Here is a 17007-nt window from a genome sequence, read left to right on the forward strand (position 1 = left end):
CGAGATTCCGGGTTCTCGCTTCGCGAGCTCCGGAATCTCGAGATTCCGGGTTCGATGCTGCGCATCGCCCCGGAATGACGCCAACTGAGGCGCAACGGCGCAATGCGCACCGATCTCTTCGACTTCCACCTCCCGCCTGAAAATATCGCACTGCGCCCGGCGAGCCCGCGCGATTCCGCGCGGATGCTGGTGGTGGAGGGCGGTTCGCTGCGCGACCAGATCGTCTCCGACTTGCCGCAACGGCTGAACCCGGGCGACCAGCTCGTCGTCAACGACACCAAGGTGATCGCGGCGCAGCTGAAGGGCCGGCGCATCGGGCGGGAGACCGAGCCGAAGATCGAGGCGACGCTGATCAAGCGGCTGGACGGCTCGCGCTGGCAGGCGCTGGTGAAGCCGGCGAAGAAGCTCGTTGCCGGCGACCGCATCCGCTTCGGCAACGAAGGTAAGGTCTGCCTTCTCGGCCATCTCGATGCCGAGGTCGAGGCCAAGGGCGTTGAAGGCGAGGTGACGCTGTCATTCTCCTTCCACGGGCCGACGCTCGATCAGGCCATCGCCGATCTCGGCAGCCCGCCGCTGCCGCCCTACATCGCCTCAAAACGCACGCCCGACGATCAGGACACGGCCGACTACCAGACCATGTTCGCGGTCAATGAGGGCGCGGTGGCCGCGCCCACCGCAGGCCTGCATTTCACGCCCGCACTGGAAGCGGCATTGCGTGCGCGTGGTATTGGCATCAATCGTGTCACGCTGCATGTCGGGGCAGGGACGTTCCTGCCGGTGAAGGTCGAGGACACCGAAGGCCACAAGATGCATGCGGAATGGGGAACGATCTCCGCGGAAACCGCGGAGACGCTGAACGCTGCGCGGAAGAAGGGTGGCCGCATCGTTGCGGTCGGCACCACCTCGCTGCGGCTGTTGGAGAGCGCCGCTGCCGAAGATGGCACAATCCAGCCGTTCTCGGCCGAGACCTCGATCTTCATCACGCCCGGCTATCGCTTCCGCGCCGTCGATATTCTCCTCACCAATTTCCACCTGCCGCGTTCGACCCTGTTCATGCTGGTGTCGGCTTTTGCGGGACTCGAGACGATGAAGCAGGCCTACGCGCACGCGATCGCCGGCGGGTACAGGTTTTACTCATATGGCGATGCGTGCTTGCTCTTCCGAGCCGCAGGCACAACTCCATCGCCGTCACCCTGAGGTGCTCGCCTCTTCGGCGAGCCTCGAAGGGCGACGGCCCGGCCGCTACATCTCGGCCGTTCATCCTTCGAGGCTCTCCATGCAGCGATTCTCGCCGCATGGCTCGCACCTCAGGATGACGGGTTCGAGACTTGCGCGTGTGGCGTTACGCCATCGCCCGCTGCGGCAGCAGCTCCGCGATCTGCACGGCGTTGAGTGCCGCGCCCTTCAGGAGCTGATCCGCCGCGACGAACATCGAGATCGAGTGGCCCGAGGGATCGCTGAGATCCCTGCGGATGCGGCCAACCAGCACGTCGTCCTGGCCGGAGGCGTCGATCGGCATCGGAAAGTAGTTCTTCGCACGGTCGTCGACGATCTTCACGCCGGGGGCCTGGGCCATGATCGAGCGCACCTGGTCTTCCGTGATCGGCTTCTCGCATTCGAAGGTGATCGCCTCGCAATGGGCGCGCAGCACCGGCACGCGCACGCAGGTCACGCCGACCGCGATCTTGTCGTCTTCAAAAATCTTGCGGGTTTCCTTGATGACCTTGGTCTCTTCGTCGTTGTAGCCGGTCTCGGGATCGACCGCCGTGTTGTGGTTGAAGAGGTTGAAGGCGTAGGGGTGCGGCATCACCTTCGGCGTATAAACCTGCCCGGTGAGATTGGCGCGGGTGGATTCGACGAGCTCCTCCATCGCGGCTGCGCCGGCGCCGCTGGCCGCCTGGTAGGTCGCGATGATCACGCGCTTGATGCGGTTCTTCTGGTGGATCGGCCACAGCGGCACCAGCGCGGTGATCGCGGCGCAGTTCGGATTGGCGATGATGCCCTTGTGGTCCCGGATGCGGTGCGCGTTGATCTCGGGGATCACCAGCGGCACGTTCGGATCCATGCGGAAGGCCGAGGAATTGTCGACCACGACGGCGCCGGCCTTGACGGCGATCGGCGCGTACTTCTTCGAGATGCTGCCGCCGGCTGAGAACAGCGCGATATCGACGCCGTCGAAAGAGCGCTCGGAGAGCTCCTCGATCACCACGGGCTGGCCGCGGAAGGAGACCGTCTTGCCGGCCGATCGCGCGCTGGCCAGCGCCTTGAGCTTGCCGACGCGAAAACCGCGCTTGTCCATGGTGGCGATGAATTCGGCGCCGACGGCGCCGGTGACGCCGACAATCGCGACGACGGGATCGTTACTCACTTTGTCCTCCATTCCCTTGAGTTTGAGACAACAAAAAAGCCCCGGACCATCACGGTGCGGGGCTGCGGTAGAGCTGGTTGCGTCAGGTCTGTTGACTACGCGCGCACGCCTCCCCGGGCCCCGAAGGCCGTGGTGGTTTTCGTCGTGCGTTTCGTGGTCATGAACATGGCGGCGACTTATGGGGGAGAGTTTGGCCGCCGTCAACGGCTTTTCGCCACAATTTGGCGCCGAACGAGGTTGAATCCCTCCGCCGCCTGACGCAATAAGCCGCCCTATGAGCCTTCCCAATCACTTTGAACTGCTCGCGACCAGCGGTGCGGCGCGGACCGGTCGCCTCACCACGCCGCACGGCGTGGTGCGCACGCCCGCCTTCATGCCGGTCGGCACTGCCGGCGCCATGAAGGGCATGCATTGGCGCGAGGTGCGTGATGCCGGCGCCGATATCGTGCTGGGCAATACCTATCATTTGATGCTGCGGCCGGGCGCCGAGCGCATCGCGGCGCTGGGTGGCCTGCAAAAGTTCACGACCTGGAACGGGCCGATGCTCACGGATTCCGGCGGCTTCCAGGTGATGTCGCTGTCGGACCTGCGCAAGGTCAGTGAACACGCCGTGACCTTCCGATCCCATATCGACGGCGCCAAGGTGGAGCTGTCGCCGGAGCGTTCGATCGAGGTGCAGCGGCTGCTCGGCTCCGACATCGCGATGCAGATGGACGAATGCGTCCGGTTGCCGGCGGAGCGCGACGACATCGAGCGCGCGATGCTTTTGTCGCTTCGCTGGGCGGAGCGATCCAAGCGCGCCTTCGAGAGCGCGCCTGCCGGCTACATGCTGTTTGGCATCGTGCAGGGCGGCGACGTGCCGGAGCTTCGTCACGTCAGCGCACAGGGCCTCGTCGAGATCGGTTTCCACGGCTACGCGATCGGCGGCCTCGCGGTCGGTGAGCCGCAGGCGGTGATGCTCGCGATGATCGAGGAGAGCGCGCCGTCGCTGCCGACCGATCGTCCGCGCTATCTGATGGGCGTGGGCACGCCCGAAGACATTCTCGAGGCCGTGAAGCGGGGCATCGACATGTTCGACTGCGTGATGCCGACCCGTAATGGCCGTCACGGCGTTGCCTTCACGCGCTTCGGCCAGGTCAATCTGCGCAATGCGCGCCATGCCGACGATCCGCGTCCGCTGGATGAGGAGAGCGCATGGCCGGCGGCGCGCAATTATGCGCGCGCCTATCTGCACCACCTCGTCAAGGCGGGCGAGACGCTCGGCGCGATGCTGCTGTCGGATATCAATATCGCATACTACCAGCACCTGATGCAGGGCATCAGGGCAGCGATCTCACACGGAACGTTTGAAGAGTTCTATCAACAGACGCGTGAAGACTGGGCGAGGGGCGACATCGCGCCCCGCGCGTGAAGTCAGTTGCATGTGAACCGTTTGACCGAATGCTTGGTCACGAAGCCGTAGCCGCAGGTGTCGCAGGTCCAGAGATAGCTGATCACGTGGTCCGAGACATAAGCGGAGGCTTCGGCGGCGACCATGGAGTCGGCGCAGACGGGACAGGTCGGCAACTCGCTGCAACGCGGATCGTGGTTACGCGCGACGGTCGTCAGGACTTCAGCAACTGCTGACATCTGGTGACCTCCCTGTTTTCTAGACCTAAGTCTAACATAAGCAGAATCGGTTGACGAGGTCGCAACACAAAAGCGTTGGTTTTCTGTTATTGACAGCTCACGCCGTTTTGCGATGCAGCGAATTTGGACGTCGTCGCATTGTTGCTTGCGTGTCGTCACAAGCTGCCTCTAACTGACCAAGACCGTGAATACGCGCATTTTGTTGCTACAGGGAGTTCACCATGGACGCATCGTCCAACACGCGTGCAGCGCACCAACCCGGCCGCGGCCGGGTCTTTGACTCGATCGTTGATGCCTTCGGCGACACGCCGATCGTGCGGCTGCGCCGCCTTCCGGGCATGCAGGGCGTGAACGCGACGATTTTAGCTAAGCTCGAATATTTCAATCCGGCGGCAAGCGTGAAGGACCGCATCGGCGCCGCCATGATCATCGCCATGGAGAAGGCCGGTCACATCAAGCCCGACACCGTGCTGATCGAGCCGACGTCAGGCAATACGGGAATCGCGCTCGCCTTCGTCGCGGCGTCCCGTGGCTATCGGCTGAAACTGGTGATGCCGGAGTCGATGTCGATCGAGCGGCGCAAGATGCTGGCCTTCCTCGGCGCCGAGTTGGTGCTGACCCCGGCAGCGCAAGGCATGAAGGGTGCGATCGCGGCCGCAGAAGAGCTTTTGCGCACGACGCCCAACTCGGTGATGCCGCAGCAGTTCAAGAACCTCGCCAATCCCGAGGTGCATCGCAACACCACCGCGGAGGAGATCTGGAACGATACCGGCGGCAATATCGACATCTTCGTGGCGGGCGTCGGCACCGGCGGCACGATCACCGGCGTCGGCCAGGTGCTGAAACCGCGCAAGCCGTCCTTGCGGGTGGTCGCCGTCGAGCCGGAGGAAAGCCCGGTGCTGTCGGGCGGTGCGCACACGCCGCACAAGATCCAGGGCATCGGTGCGGGCTTCGTGCCCGACATTCTCGATCGCTCCGTCATCGACGAAATCGTGAAGGTGAATTCGACGACCGCGATCGAGACCTCGCGCGCGCTTGCCCGGCACGAGGGCATTGCGGGCGGCATCTCCTCCGGTGCCGCGATCGCGGCCGCGCTTGCGATCGGCAAGCGGCCGGAATCTGCTGGAAAGACCATCCTGGCGGTGGTGCCGTCCTTCTCCGAGCGCTATCTTTCGACGGCTCTGTTTGAAGGAATCTAGGACATGGCGGATCAACCGCGGCGGCCGCGCACGCTCGGCGATGCGAGGTCGGAAGCCGAAGCGGCTTTCAAGAAGGTGACGGCCAAGGTCGCCGTGGCGCCGCCAAAGACCAACGCCGTTCCCGGCGTGAAGGAACAGGTCACGCTGCGCATCGACCAGGACGTGCTGGAGCATTTCCGGTCCAGCGGGCCCGGCTGGCAGGACCGCATCAACGACGCCCTGCGCAAGGCAGCGGGGAAGTAGGCGCTCCCGGCGGATAACGAAAAAGCCCGGCTCAAGGCCGGGCTTCTTGTCTTGATCTGACGCCGCCGGGTTAGCGGCGGAACATGCCGCCCATCATGCCGCCGACGACGCCGCCCACGAAGGCCGCGCCGGCATCGCCGCCGCCACTGCGATGCGGCGCCGGAGCACTTTGTTGCGCGGGCGCGCTGTTGGTGGCGCGCCGGGCCGGCTTCTGGCTGTCGTCGCTCGCCGTCGGCGTCGTTGCGACGATCTCGGAGAGCATGGCCTTGTGCTGGAGCTTGTTGAGATAGCCCGAGACCGGGTAGCCGCGGGCAGCCTGCCAGCGCTTGATCACCGTGCGGGTCTCGTCAGTGAACACGCCGGTCACCTTGGTGTCGAAGCCGAGGCCGCTCAGACGGCGCTGCACGTCGCGGCGCTGGCCCTTGTCGAGGCCGATCTGGTCTTCGGTCAGCTGGCTCGCGTTGTCCGTGAAGGTCGCGGGATCGACGCCGGCGTTGAGGTTGCGCGTGGCGGTCGACGGGCCGTTCTGGAGTGCCGCGAGACGCGCCAAGGCGAGCGCCTTGAACTGGCCGTTCGGGTAGGCGGTGACGTAGGCGTTGAGTTCTTCCGCCTTGTTGGACTCCTTCACCGAGCGCCAGAACTCGACCTCGGCCTCGGATCCGCCGCTTGCGGCGGGGGCAGCGGCAGCCGTCGCGGTCGGCGCGGCATTGGCCACCTGGGTCGTCGCTGTCGGATTGAGGTAGACCGCGCCGATCAGATTGGTGTGGCCCCAGGGGAGCTGGCCCTTGCGGGTCTCCTCGTTGACCTGGGCGCGCACCGAGGTCATCGCCTGCTGGATCTCGACGCCGGGCTTGGTGATGTTGTCGATCAGCGCGCGGGTGAACGGGCTGTTGTTGCCCTCCTGGCCATCGAGCGCGGTCTGGCCCGGGCCGGTCGCAAACGCGATCAGCGTGCCTTCGCCAGATTTCATTTCGGCGAGGCCGCTGCCCACGTTGACGCTGCGGGTCGCCGAGTTCGACTTGATCTTGGCGGCAAAGGGATTGTCGCGGCATGCATCGAGGAACACCAGCTTCACCTTCGCATCGCCCATGGTCTGGTCGAGCGTCAGGTCGATGTTGATGGCGGCGCCGAGCTTGACGTCCATCTCCGATTTGATGTCGGCGTCGACAGGCAGCAGATAGTTGGTGCCACCGACCGCGATGCCGTGACCGGCATAATAGAACACCGCGACGTCGGTGCCCTGCGCCTTGCGGCCGAAGTCCAGAAGCTTTTCGGTCATCTGATCGCGGGTGAGATTCGAGCCCTCGATCACCTCGAAGCCGACATTGCGCAGTGTCGCCGCCATCGCTTTGGCGTCGATCGGCGGGTTCGGCAATTGCGCAACGTTCTTGTAGGCGCCGTTACCGACCACGAAGGCAACGCGGCGATCGGCATTCGCTGCGTCCACGGTGGCTGCCATGCAGACCAGGGACAGGAGGAGGGTGAGATAGCGCATCTGAAATCCCCAACAGAATCGAATTCGAAACAGCAACAGGATTGGCTCGAACTTACACAAAACGCCGGTCATCACGCCAGCAAATCGAAAGATCGCCCAACCCATCGCCTGTAGCGGAGTGTGCCGGACGGAACCCCCATTCGAACGTGATCCAAATCACGGACGGCTACTCTGATTTGTCGCGCGTGACCGCCTAGCGGTTCACCGTTCCAGCTACGGGAACTTGAGGCGTCGGCTTCAAATTCAGGAGATTGCCAAACAGGATCAGCGCAGCCCCGAATACCGTCCAGGCGTCGAGCCGCTCCGAGTACAGCAGCCAGCCCGCGGTCGCGGTTAACGGAACCCTAAGGAAGTCCATGGGGACCACGATGCTGGCGTCCGCATACCGCATCGCGCTGGCGAGGCAGTAATGCGAAAATGTGCCGCAGACGGCAATCACGAGGATCCAGCCCCAGGCATAGGCTGACGGCCACGTCCAGACGAACAGCGTCGGAACGAACCCCGCGATCGATTGCACCACGAGCATCCAGAACAGGATCGCGAGCGCGCTCTCGGTCCGGGTGAGCGATTTCACAAGCACCATCGAGATGCCGAAACCGATCGCCGCACCGAGGGCGATCAACTGGCCCGGATTGATCTCGCCCGTTGCGGGTCGCACGATCATGATCACGCCAACGAGGCCGAGCAGGATTGCCGAAATCCGCCACGACGTCATGCGCTCCGACAGGAAGATGGCTGCAAGGATCGCGGTCCAGATTGGCATGGTGAATTCGATCGCCACCACCTGGCCGATCGGAATCAGTGTCAGCGCGACGAACCAGGCGAGCTGTGCGCCGTAGTGCACGAGATTGCGCCCGATGTGCTCGGGCAGGCGCACGGTCTTGAGCACCGCGAAGCCGCCGGCGCGATGAATCAGCGGATAGAGCAGCACGAAACCCAGCAGCGAGCGCATCTCCATGATCTGAAACACGTTGAGCTCACGCGTGGACTCGCGACCGGCGACCGCCATGATCAGCATCAGCGACAGCCAGCCGGCCATCCAGAGTGCGGCCATCGGGATCGACGGGGATTTGCTCATCGGCGGAGAATTTCAGCGGCAGGCGTTTTGGCGAGGAGGCCGGTATCGGCGACATCGGCGCCCTTTGCAACGGCCAAAACTGCAGATGCAGCGATGCGCGTCTGCGTGCTAAGGGATGCCAACAACAGAAGACGGGAGAGACAGCTCATGCGTGTCCTGCAGCCGGCAGAATGGTCGAAACCGCGCGGATTTTCCCACGGTGTCGTGGTGGAGGCGCCGGGCCGCTGGGTGGTGCTGGCGGGCCAGACCGGCGGTGACGAGAAGGGCGACTATGCGCCGGATCTCGCGGCGCAGGTTGCCACCGCGCTGAAGCGGATCGTGAAGCTCTTGGCCGAGGCCAATGCCGGGGCGGAGCACATCGTTCGCCTGACCTGGTATCTGACCGACCGCAGTGAGTACGAAGCGGCCGGCGTCGGCATCGGTGCTGCCTGGAAGGAAACGCTCGGGCGGAATTTTCCGCCTTCGACGCTGCTTTACATCGGTGGTCTCGTCGATGCGCGCGCCAAGGTCGAGATCGAGGTCACGGCGTTTGTTCCCAACGCCTGAAGACAAAACGATCCGGCGCGTGCGCACCGGATCGTCGCATTTGGCAACTGCTATCGTTACTTCGACAGCGAGATGTTGGCGCCGCGGAACTGGCTGTCGGCTCTCAACGAGATCGACTGCTTGCTGCCGCTCGTCCTCAGCACGAGATTGGCATTGAAGCCTGCCGCGGTGACGGCCAGATCGAAATTGCCGCCGCTTCCTTTGCCTTGCAGCGAGCCGCTGATGTTGCGGCTGGTCTCGCTCCAGCTTCCGGCGACCTCGCGACCTTCCGCCCTGACATTGGCACCGAGGTTGAACTTATAGGCGTCGCTGGCGCAGGTCAGCGACATCTCCATCGTTGGACCGATCGGTGCGTATTTGGCCCGGCAGCGGATGCGCTCGGTGGAGCCATCCTCGAGGCTGACGGTTCCACCGCCGCTCCAGTTCCCGGCGAGGGGCGCGAACGGGCCCGACTGCGCCTTGCCTTCGGTTGCTGCAATCGATGCCGCAAACAAAACGGCGGCCGCCATGAGCAGCCGCCGGTTGTTGGCGCTACGTCCAGTTAGCTTATTGGCGCGATGCTTCCCACCGCCCGCTGCACGGTATGCCTCCAGATGCTCCATTCCACTTTCCCGATCCGGCGTTGCCGCTGAGTTGACCGTTAGCATATGCACCATTGATCGAAACTTTCACAAGACCCTCGCGGCCAATCGTCCCGGAGACGTTGGCTCCCGGCGCCGTGATCTTGCCGTCGGCGACAGTCAGCATGGAGCTCGCGGTCGCATCGCAGCTTCCGGTCTTCGTCACAATGGTGACCTGCCAGTTGCCGTCATAGGGGCTCTGGGCGAACGCGGGGGCGGCGAGGGAGCCTGCGAGAATCGTGGCCGCGGAAATCAAAGCAATGCGGTCAAAACGCATGAATTCTGTCCTTGGATATGTCTGAGATGATGACCCTGTATTCGGGTCAAATGTGACAGAAATTTGCTGCGCTGCCAAAAGCGGATTTGTTCCTTGTGGAACAATGGTTTATTTGCAGGCCTTGGAATGGTTTTCGGCGCGATTTTGGGCGGAATCGCCGATCCCAGGGTTAATGCGCCTGAAGGCTCGGTGCGGAGGTGGCGAATTCCTCGTCCTGGGGTTTTGACGGCAGGGTCTTGTGGACGATCGCGTAGTCGATGACGTCGGCCAAAAGCTTCAACCCGAGCGGGGCGAGGGCGCGCTCCCATAACTGGCGGGCCGTTTCGCCCTTTTTCACAAAACACCAGTCCTGCGCGGCGATGGCGCCGGCATCCATGCGGTCGGCGAGGTGATAGATGGTGCCGCCGGCGATCGGATCGCCTTCCTTGATGGTCCATTCGACCGCCGCCATGCCGCGGTGGCGCGGCAGCAGCGAGGGGTGATAGCCGATGCCGCCGAGACGGGCGACGGCAAGCGCTTCCTGCGAGATCCGGGCGTGACTGTGTGCAGTGACGATCAGATCGGTATTGGGCGCGATTTCGGAGGCCACCACGAGCTTCGGCTTGGCCTGCACCACCACCTCGATGCCGGCGGCGCGGGCGGTCGAGGCCAGGCGATCCTCGGCCTCGGCGACGACGACCCGCACGATATCGACGCCGTGCTCCCGGAGCATGTTGAGGGTGGTCACGCCAAAATGGCGGGAGCCGACTAGGGTGATGCGCATGGTTCTCCGATCCGTCTGGCGGGCTGCGACGTTCCCGATAACACGCCGGGTGGCGCTGTCACCCCCCGATGCACGCTTGCGCCGGTTATCAACAATGCGGCGAGGGCGCCAGCGCCATTGCGCGCGGGGCCGTCAGGTGTTTCCATGGACCGGCCAGGCGATCCCTCGCGGAGGTCCGACATGCGCAGTGCGTGCTTGATTGTCGTCGCTGTCCTTGCAACTGCCGCGGCGCAGTCCGCGCGCGCAGGCGAGCGCGTCATCCCCGTCGTTCCGCCGGAGATCGGCGTGGCGCCGGTCGTGGGGCCCACCTGGAACGCCTATCGCTGCAGCGACGTGCCGGCCTATAATTTCTACCACGACGCCTATTACGGCGAGGAGCCGCCGGCGCAGTATCGCGACTACGCCTATCGTCCGCACTACCGCTACACGGCCTATCGCCGGGCGCCACGGACATATTTCTGTGTGAGCGACTAGTTTTGGCGCGGCGTCACGTCGCGGTCGCGCACGGCCGGTAACAACTTCTCAACCTGCATGACGTATCGACGAATCCGTTGCGGATTTGTATTGCGTACCGCGACCACGGAATTTGACCCGCCGGTGTCGAGCCGGCGGGTCTTCTGCTTGAGACCGATTTTTTGGAACGATGCGATGCCGAGCGCGATTGAACAGATCGTCGACACTTATGTCCGTTTGAGGAACCGTCGCGGCCTGGAAGAGCTGATGATGCACAGGCAGCGGCTCGTGGTCGATCTGAAGGGGCGCTCCGGCTATGATTTCAGCCTGCCGATCCGCCAGATCGAGGAGGAGATCGCCGCCATCGCCACCGGCCTGGACGCGTTGCGATCCGCGGTATCGGCGGCGGCATAGGCGGCTAGCCAATATCGAGCGAACGGTTGACGGATCGCGCGGGCGGGCCGGTTCGCCGGTCCCAAAGCCTCAGAGCACGATCGGATGGCGGAATTTGCGCGCCAGCTCCAGATCGACATAGCCGCTGGCGTCGATCCACTCATGGGGACAATAGGCGAGCGTGTCTGCGTCGATGTCGAGGCCGTCGCGCGCGATGGCCTGGCGTGTGCCCATCCGGCCGGTCGATACTTTCTCGCCAAGCTGGGGATCAAAACGCAAGGCGTCAAAGACCGCAGTATCGTTCGTCATTTCGCAATCCAACGGATAGAAATCGTCGTAGCCGCAATGAGGGGGATCGTATCGCGGGAACCCGGGAGTGCAAGCGGGATCGTTTCCGCAACTGCTCAGAAATGTTCGCAACGTTGCACATCCGGAGATCGCATGCTGGCATCCCAGCAATGGAGGCGGCGGCGCTAGTCGGCCCTGCCGCCGTCGATCACCGTGAACAGCGGTTTTGCCTGGGTCGGCTCGACCAGCAGCTCGTCGACGAGGGCGGCTGCCGCCTCGACATATTTGCGTGTCGGCTTGTCGAGCGGGCGGGTGGCTTCGTCCGCGAGCGCGACGCGGGCGGCCTCGACCAGCTTGCGCATGCGCACCGCCTGCTCGTCGCCCGCGGTCAGCGAGGCCCGCGCCAGCGAGCGCAACACGAACAGCTCGCCTTCGAGCCGGAGCAGGCGGTCATTGAGCTTGGCGAGGACGGCATTGAGGTCCGGCATGAGGCGCTCGGGAGCAAAACGGATGGCGGGGGATTTAACTGGTGAGAGGTGAACGATCCCCAAACGGCCGGGCGGGGGCGGACTAGGGGTCGAAAACAACCCCATGCACAGTAGAACGCCTCGACGCGAGGCGATGCCGGTCCGCGCGGGGAGGGCGTGTCGGAACAAGATTCTGGCGCCCCTTGCCGCGCCCATCGGAGCGACAAAGTGCGAGAGCGCGATGCGATCAGAATGGACCAATATCGCGCCTCCGGGGTCCCGTTTGCGCATGATCTCTGCGCAAAAATGCGCGCTACTGCTTGGCGGCCTGCGTTTCCAGACAGGTGTTGAGATAGGCAGTGCGGTCCCGCGGCAGCACCTTGTCGGCGTCCGCCTTCTTCGCGCATTCCGACTGGCGGATCTGCTCGGCGCGGCGTTTTTCGGCAGCCTCGCGAAACTCCGGCGCGACCTTGTCGGGATCGACGAGCTTTTGCGACCTTGCGGGAGCGACCGTAAGCAGCGCGATCGCTGCGAGGATAATGACCTGTTTCAAATGAGCCTCCTGAAAAGGCCCATCCTAGTCCGGCGGCGGCCGATGCTCAAACGGCGCGGGGCGGTATCCGGCAACGCCAACGCCGGGTCGGCGGCGATTATTTCGCCACTTGTGAACTGCTTCACATATGCGATGCGGAGGATCGGCTATTGATCACGCATTGCCTTACGAAATCATACTTGCCAAATCATACTTGAAAAACACCCCCGGCGCGCAAGCGGCGGGGGTTTTCACTTGTGGTTTTCACTTGTGGTTTTCACTTGGGGCGAGCGAGGCCGGTCGTTCGATCCCTCGCTCTTCGCGGTCATGTCATGTTGCGATAGCCCATCGCGGACACGATCGGCTTGCCCCAGTTGAAGTCCGGCCGCACCTCCGCGCCGCGCTTGCCGCAGGCGCTGCAGACGAAGCGCGGCTCGATGTCGGAGAGCCGCACGTCATCCGCCCACCGATCGGCGCTCAGCGCCACGCTGTGGCTGCAGCGATAGTCCGCGCACCAGACCAGCACGCCGCGTATGCCGGCTTCGCGCATGTCGCCAAAAGTGATTTTTTGGGGCCGCATGGCGACATCAAGGCGCCAGGCTTTTCACGATCGCAAATTATCAAGGGATGGTGGTCCGGAACGCGCGCGGGACGCTTTTGGTCGTGGGTGTGGACAAGTGTCGCGCGACGAATTCGCGGCTACAGCGGCATGGCCACGTGGCACCGACTTAGTTGAGCTTGCGTCGAAGCATCTCGATCAGCCGACGCTGATCGCCGGCATACTCTTCGGCGGCGTGAGGAATGCCGGCATCAGGTTTCGGTTGTGGACCGCAGCGCATGCAGATGATCTGACCGAGCGAGTTGAACTCGAGGATTGCAGCAACGATGCCGTTGCGCGCGATGTAGTTGATTTCAGCACCGTTGGGCGACGGCCTGAGGTCATCGAGATGCGATGCCGGATATTGCTGCAGGCGATGCTCCCAATAGGCGCGGAGACCTTCGGCGCCCGTGACGACGACGCCGTCGCAACGGCACTCCGTCACTGCGCCGGCACTATACATTTTCAGGATCGCCTCGATATCGCCGGCCCGGTAAGCGTCCAGCCAATCGACGGCGGCGGCCATCGGATCGAACGTCATTCATTGTCCTCAAAAAAGACATTCTCGGACGGCGCCAATGAATGTCGGCTGAATGAGGTTTCGATTCAAGTGCGCGGCGCGCCCGACGCCGATGACGAGCGCTTATGTGCATTGCGAAACTGGAACAGGCCGCCGGCTGGATGATTTGTCCCCAGTCGACCATCGCTTCTGTTGAGGCAGGGCAATTGGAAGTGGTTCGACGGGGCCGCTGGTTCTTAGTGATCCCAGCCGGCGGCCCCACTGATGTGGGAATCCTGCGAGAGGCTGCAACCTCAACGTCCAGGGCGACGCGTTGAGGCCTCGGGTTGCAGCGGACTATCCTCGGTTATTTCGCTTCTGACTTCGAGGCGGAAAACCGTGGTTTCGTCTCGTTTCACCTCGAGACGCCAGGTCCCGCCGGGTGCGAGTCTGTCTTCGACGTCCCTGGTCAGGCGAACGGCCTGGCGCCAGGCCTCATGGTCGTCTTGCAGATCCTGCCCGACCTCGTCGCGATAGGGATGGCCATTCTGGATATCGAAGTAATACCGGCTCATGGAGCGCAAACGTTGCCTGCCGACACTCGTTCCCCGCACGCCAGGTTTGTCCTGACATCAGAGCTCTCCGGGGGCATATGCGATTGCTCGGCAGGTGACGGGCACCTTCCAGCGCACGGGCGTCTCCGCCTTCGCTTCACCCTGGCCGTTGCATGGACTCCGTATTCGGACGGAGGGGCCATGCATGCCGCGCGGCCGAACCGCTAACTCGGAATTAATCCAAAAAGCTCACAATTTTCGACAGTTGTAGATGAGTGCTGCGTAGAGGAGGCGTCCTTGTCAGGATGTTCCGGCGATAGCCTCCTCTTTGCTCGCTCATTGAGGTCAATGCCCGTGACCACGACATCAGACGCGGAATGCCTGGCCGAACAGCTCGACCCCGCGGCGCTCGCCGCCGCAGCATCCGAAGCCACAAACACCGAAGCTGAAGCGCTCGAAACTCTCTCACCGCGCAAGAGCCGGAAATCGGTTCTGGCACTGGCGGTGTGTGCGCTCGCCATCAACGGCACCGCGGCCATCGTGACGCTGCCGGGCGATATTCATTTGCCTGACGTCGCGACCGCGCTGGCCGAGCTGCTTCCGCGCCAGAAGCCGGCCGCGCCGAAGCCGGATCCGGTGGTGGCGGCCTTGAAGGATATCAAGGCGGCCCAGGAGGAGCACACGGCCTCGCTGCAGGCGAGCAACTATTCCTTGCAGCAGCACACGGCGCTGCTGCAGCAGGATTCCATGGTGATCCTGTCCCTGCGCCAGAGCATCACCGACGAGCGGGTCGACGTGAAGAAGATTTCATCGCAGCTCTCCACGCTGATCGCCAAGATCGACTCGCTGCAGAACACGATGACGTCAGACGTCACCTCTGCGATCCCGAGAGGCCACGCCCGCAGCCGGCTCTTCGTGGGCAAGCGGATGGCTCGGCAACCGAAGCCGGTCGGGCCGGTTGGGCCGATCGGACCTGTCGGGACGGTTGGACCCGTGGGGCCTGTTTCCGTCGGCGGCGCTCCCCTGAGCGTGCCGGCGACGATCCCGGCGGCGCCGGAGAGCTGACGGCGTCTCGCGCAGGCGCCGGGACTAAACCCGCCCACGAGCAAGAGTTTGCGAAGGCAGCTCGCCGAACAGGTCTCGGTAGGCTTTCGAAAACTCGCCCATGTGCCAGAACCCGTGGGCAAGCGCGACCGATTTGACGGTCAAGCCGGGATAACCGCCGCTGAGTTGCCGGCGCACCGCCCACATTTGCTTCTGCTTGACGTAGCGATGGAGACTGACGCCGTGCACCGCATAGGCCGCGGTGTGCAAGGTGCGCACTGAAACGCCCAGGGCAGCGGCCAGATCATCGCCATAGAGCGGTTTGCTCGAGGACGTGGCGACGAGCTCATCCAGGGACTCGATGAGCCTGCGATGCTTCATGCGCGATCTCGGAGGCGTGCGCAGTGCGCCGTCGGGCGCGAGCGCGCTATCGAGACCGGCGATCAGGGTTTCCTGGTACGGCCGGTTCAGGGCTTCGAATTGCCTGACATCGGTCGAGGCTGCAGCGAGGCAGAACATGTCGAGAATGCAAGCTCGCAAACCTCTCAACACGCCGTCCGGCAATGTGACGTAGTGCAGCCCGTCCTCTTCCGGCCAGCCACGATGTCCCATATCGGAGTTGAAGCGCAGCATGAGGTAGGTGTTGGGATGTTGCTCGACCACCTCGACCGGGATTTTCCCGCGCATGATGCCGATCGTCGAATTGTCGACGGTGCGCCCATTGATGCTGCAGTGGAAGGAGATCGGAATGAAGAGGCCGAGGCCTTGGTCGGTCCCGAGATCGGCTTCGAGCCGGCGCGCGAAGGATCGCTGCAGGACGAACATGCCGTCTTGAAGGGGAAGGATCGCGCGATGGGCGGAGAAGTCGCGAGGCTGCAACGGTTTCGATATTCCGCCGCCAAGCACTTCGTGGGCGCGATAGGCGTCAGGATCGCCGAAGACCTCGACGGAGAGGGTTCGCGACGGCGTCAGCCAACGGACAGGCACGGAAGATTCCCATCAGATTGGAAAACGAGGATGGATGGCCTGGCGCAATGGCCGTCGGCAGCTTCAATATTAGTCCGCATCAGCGAATTCATTTTGACGTGGATCAAACTGGCGTTGGCCGAGCGCGACGCTGAGACCTCGCGCAGGTTCAGCCGAACGGTCCCGCGAAGCAGGGCGTTCGTCGATGTCATGCGGGTCTCGGACCGCGCGCAAGATAGCTTCGAGGGTGTTTCCTGTTCCATGACGGGCGTCATATCATGGGCCGATTGATTTTCCCCAAAATAGCCTATCGCTTTTCGGCGACCCGGTTAGTTCAGGCAGGCACGGGACGGCCGTCCGGTCATGGGTGTGGACGACTGATCCCGGATCCGCAGGGCCATGGCCCTGGTTCGTCCGCCATCGGATGTGACGATCTCGAGCGACGTGGACATGCTGAGGACCGGACCGGCATCGGTCCGGATGTTGACGGTCACGCTCGGCGCACGCGACAGGCGCTGACCGCGGATGACCTCGACCAGCGACCTCAGCGCCACGAGACGGGCTGCCTCGATGTCCGGCAGGTCGATGCCGTGCTCGTCAGGTGTGATGCCGCTGGTGTCCTCATAGTCGAAATAGAAGCGCATGCGGTCCAACGGGATTGTGCGGGAGGTGTTCCTATTTGTTGTCGGGAAAGGCGACCAAGGGAACCGGCCGCCGGCCACGACGCCGCGCTACGGGTCGAGCGGACCTGTCCAGTCGATGAAGTCATAGACGGCCCACCATCGATGCAGTGTTCGCTTGCACGAATTGCAATCGAAGCGGCCGCGTCCCGTCACACGTTGCCTGACCTGGATTGCGCTGTGAAGCGCGCCGCAAAACATGCAGGTGAAGAAGACGCGCATCGGCTGGTGGTCGGTCATCGGTCGTGGGGGAAGGGCACTGGCTTATGACACTCGAGGGCCTGCGCACAGACGTTTCCGCGCCGTCATGGCCGG

Annotated in this window: 23 protein-coding genes; 8 read left to right on the forward strand and 15 right to left on the reverse strand. The window is 63.6% G+C overall.

Going from position 1 to position 17007, the window contains the following annotated elements; genetic code table 11:
- Nucleotides 1-102 precede the first annotated feature (102 nt).
- Nucleotides 103-1197 carry a tRNA preQ1(34) S-adenosylmethionine ribosyltransferase-isomerase QueA gene (gene queA / locus C2U70_RS08125; protein ID WP_140977484.1) on the forward strand — a complete coding sequence of 365 codons (1095 nt, stop codon included), beginning with the start codon at nt 103-105 and terminating at the stop codon, nt 1195-1197.
- Between the two features lie 145 nt (nt 1198-1342).
- Here queA and C2U70_RS08130 read toward each other — a convergent pair whose 3' ends face one another.
- Entirely contained in the window at nt 1343-2380 is a 1038-nt protein-coding gene (locus C2U70_RS08130) for an aspartate-semialdehyde dehydrogenase (protein WP_140977485.1), read from the reverse strand.
- A 262-nt stretch (nt 2381-2642) separates the two neighbouring features.
- Between C2U70_RS08130 and tgt the strand changes: the two genes are divergently transcribed.
- Nucleotides 2643-3779, forward strand: a complete 1137-nt coding sequence (gene tgt, locus C2U70_RS08140; RefSeq protein WP_186294131.1) for a tRNA guanosine(34) transglycosylase Tgt — start codon at nt 2643-2645, stop codon at nt 3777-3779.
- A 2-nt stretch (nt 3780-3781) separates the two neighbouring features.
- On the opposite strand, the gene C2U70_RS08145 is transcribed toward tgt, so the two are convergent.
- Nucleotides 3782-3997 carry a hypothetical protein gene (locus C2U70_RS08145; protein ID WP_140977488.1) on the reverse strand — a complete coding sequence of 72 codons (216 nt, stop codon included), beginning with the start codon at nt 3995-3997 and terminating at the stop codon, nt 3782-3784.
- Nucleotides 3998-4218: 221 nt separating this feature from the next.
- Here C2U70_RS08145 and cysK point away from each other — a divergent pair, with 221 nt between their 5' ends.
- A complete protein-coding gene (gene cysK / locus C2U70_RS08150; protein ID WP_140977489.1) occupies nt 4219-5196 on the forward strand; it encodes a cysteine synthase A in 978 nt (325 codons plus the stop codon).
- Nucleotides 5197-5199: 3 nt separating this feature from the next.
- Complete coding sequence (locus C2U70_RS08155; protein ID WP_140977490.1) at nt 5200-5439, forward strand: BrnA antitoxin family protein; 240 nt, start codon at nt 5200-5202, stop codon at nt 5437-5439.
- Nucleotides 5440-5509: 70 nt separating this feature from the next.
- On the opposite strand, the gene C2U70_RS08160 is transcribed toward C2U70_RS08155, so the two are convergent.
- Nucleotides 5510-6934, reverse strand: coding sequence for a caspase family protein (locus tag C2U70_RS08160; RefSeq protein ID WP_140977491.1), 1425 nt, complete (start codon nt 6932-6934; stop codon nt 5510-5512).
- Between the two features lie 193 nt (nt 6935-7127).
- Nucleotides 7128-8012, reverse strand: a complete 885-nt coding sequence (locus tag C2U70_RS08165) for a DMT family transporter (protein ID WP_140977492.1) — start codon at nt 8010-8012, stop codon at nt 7128-7130.
- Nucleotides 8013-8159: 147 nt separating this feature from the next.
- On the opposite strand from C2U70_RS08165, the gene C2U70_RS08170 reads away from it, so the two are divergent.
- Nucleotides 8160-8558 (forward strand): RidA family protein, encoded by a 399-nt coding sequence (locus C2U70_RS08170; RefSeq protein WP_140977493.1) that lies wholly within the window; start codon nt 8160-8162, stop codon nt 8556-8558.
- Nucleotides 8559-8614: 56 nt separating this feature from the next.
- On the opposite strand, the gene C2U70_RS08175 is transcribed toward C2U70_RS08170, so the two are convergent.
- From C2U70_RS08175 to C2U70_RS08185, 3 genes are all read right to left on the reverse strand, one after another.
- Nucleotides 8615-9160, reverse strand: coding sequence for a hypothetical protein (locus tag C2U70_RS08175; RefSeq protein ID WP_186294132.1), 546 nt, complete (start codon nt 9158-9160; stop codon nt 8615-8617).
- Nucleotides 9105-9455, reverse strand: a complete 351-nt coding sequence (locus C2U70_RS08180) for a hypothetical protein (protein ID WP_140977495.1) — start codon at nt 9453-9455, stop codon at nt 9105-9107. Before C2U70_RS08180 ends, C2U70_RS08175 begins: the two co-directional genes overlap by 56 nt.
- A gap of 169 nt (nt 9456-9624) precedes the next feature.
- Nucleotides 9625-10218: a formyltransferase family protein gene (locus C2U70_RS08185; RefSeq protein WP_140977496.1), complete on the reverse strand. Its 594-nt coding sequence runs from the start codon at nt 10216-10218 to the stop codon at nt 9625-9627.
- Nucleotides 10219-10398: 180 nt separating this feature from the next.
- Between C2U70_RS08185 and C2U70_RS08190 the strand changes: the two genes are divergently transcribed.
- Nucleotides 10399-10692: a hypothetical protein gene (locus tag C2U70_RS08190; RefSeq protein ID WP_140977497.1), complete on the forward strand. Its 294-nt coding sequence runs from the start codon at nt 10399-10401 to the stop codon at nt 10690-10692.
- Nucleotides 10693-10782: 90 nt separating this feature from the next.
- A complete protein-coding gene (locus tag C2U70_RS08195) occupies nt 10783-11085 on the forward strand; it encodes a hypothetical protein (protein WP_433960666.1) in 303 nt (100 codons plus the stop codon).
- Between the two features lie 69 nt (nt 11086-11154).
- Here the strand turns inward: C2U70_RS08195 and C2U70_RS08200 are convergent, their stop codons facing one another.
- The 6 genes from C2U70_RS08200 to C2U70_RS33860 form a co-directional block, all read right to left on the reverse strand.
- Nucleotides 11155-11373, reverse strand: a complete 219-nt coding sequence (locus tag C2U70_RS08200) for a hypothetical protein (RefSeq protein WP_140977498.1) — start codon at nt 11371-11373, stop codon at nt 11155-11157.
- A 164-nt stretch (nt 11374-11537) separates the two neighbouring features.
- Complete coding sequence (locus C2U70_RS08205) at nt 11538-11840, reverse strand: hypothetical protein (RefSeq protein ID WP_140977499.1); 303 nt, start codon at nt 11838-11840, stop codon at nt 11538-11540.
- 292 nt (nt 11841-12132) lie between these two features.
- Nucleotides 12133-12372, reverse strand: coding sequence for a hypothetical protein (locus C2U70_RS08210; RefSeq protein WP_140977500.1), 240 nt, complete (start codon nt 12370-12372; stop codon nt 12133-12135).
- 304 nt (nt 12373-12676) lie between these two features.
- On the reverse strand, nt 12677-12931 hold the full coding sequence (locus C2U70_RS08215; RefSeq protein WP_140977501.1) for a hypothetical protein: 255 nt from the start codon (nt 12929-12931) through the stop codon (nt 12677-12679).
- A gap of 148 nt (nt 12932-13079) precedes the next feature.
- Complete coding sequence (locus C2U70_RS08220; RefSeq protein WP_246666696.1) at nt 13080-13490, reverse strand: nuclear transport factor 2 family protein; 411 nt, start codon at nt 13488-13490, stop codon at nt 13080-13082.
- A 272-nt stretch (nt 13491-13762) separates the two neighbouring features.
- The gene (locus C2U70_RS33860) at nt 13763-14023 is read right to left on the reverse strand and encodes a DUF6894 family protein (RefSeq protein ID WP_433960667.1); all 261 of its coding nucleotides are present in this window, start codon (nt 14021-14023) and stop codon (nt 13763-13765) included.
- A 327-nt stretch (nt 14024-14350) separates the two neighbouring features.
- On the opposite strand from C2U70_RS33860, the gene C2U70_RS08230 reads away from it, so the two are divergent.
- A complete protein-coding gene (locus tag C2U70_RS08230; RefSeq protein ID WP_140977502.1) occupies nt 14351-15067 on the forward strand; it encodes a hypothetical protein in 717 nt (238 codons plus the stop codon).
- Between the two features lie 24 nt (nt 15068-15091).
- On the opposite strand, the gene C2U70_RS08235 is transcribed toward C2U70_RS08230, so the two are convergent.
- Nucleotides 15092-15871, reverse strand: coding sequence for an AraC family transcriptional regulator (locus C2U70_RS08235; RefSeq protein WP_246666697.1), 780 nt, complete (start codon nt 15869-15871; stop codon nt 15092-15094).
- A gap of 470 nt (nt 15872-16341) precedes the next feature.
- Complete coding sequence (locus C2U70_RS08240) at nt 16342-16656, reverse strand: DUF6894 family protein (RefSeq protein WP_140977504.1); 315 nt, start codon at nt 16654-16656, stop codon at nt 16342-16344.
- Nucleotides 16657-17007: the final 351 nt, after the last annotated feature.

The sequence above is a fragment of the Bradyrhizobium guangdongense genome (genome assembly GCF_006483445.1).
In the GTDB taxonomy this organism is placed as follows: Bacteria; Pseudomonadota; Alphaproteobacteria; order Rhizobiales; family Xanthobacteraceae; genus Bradyrhizobium; species Bradyrhizobium guangdongense_A.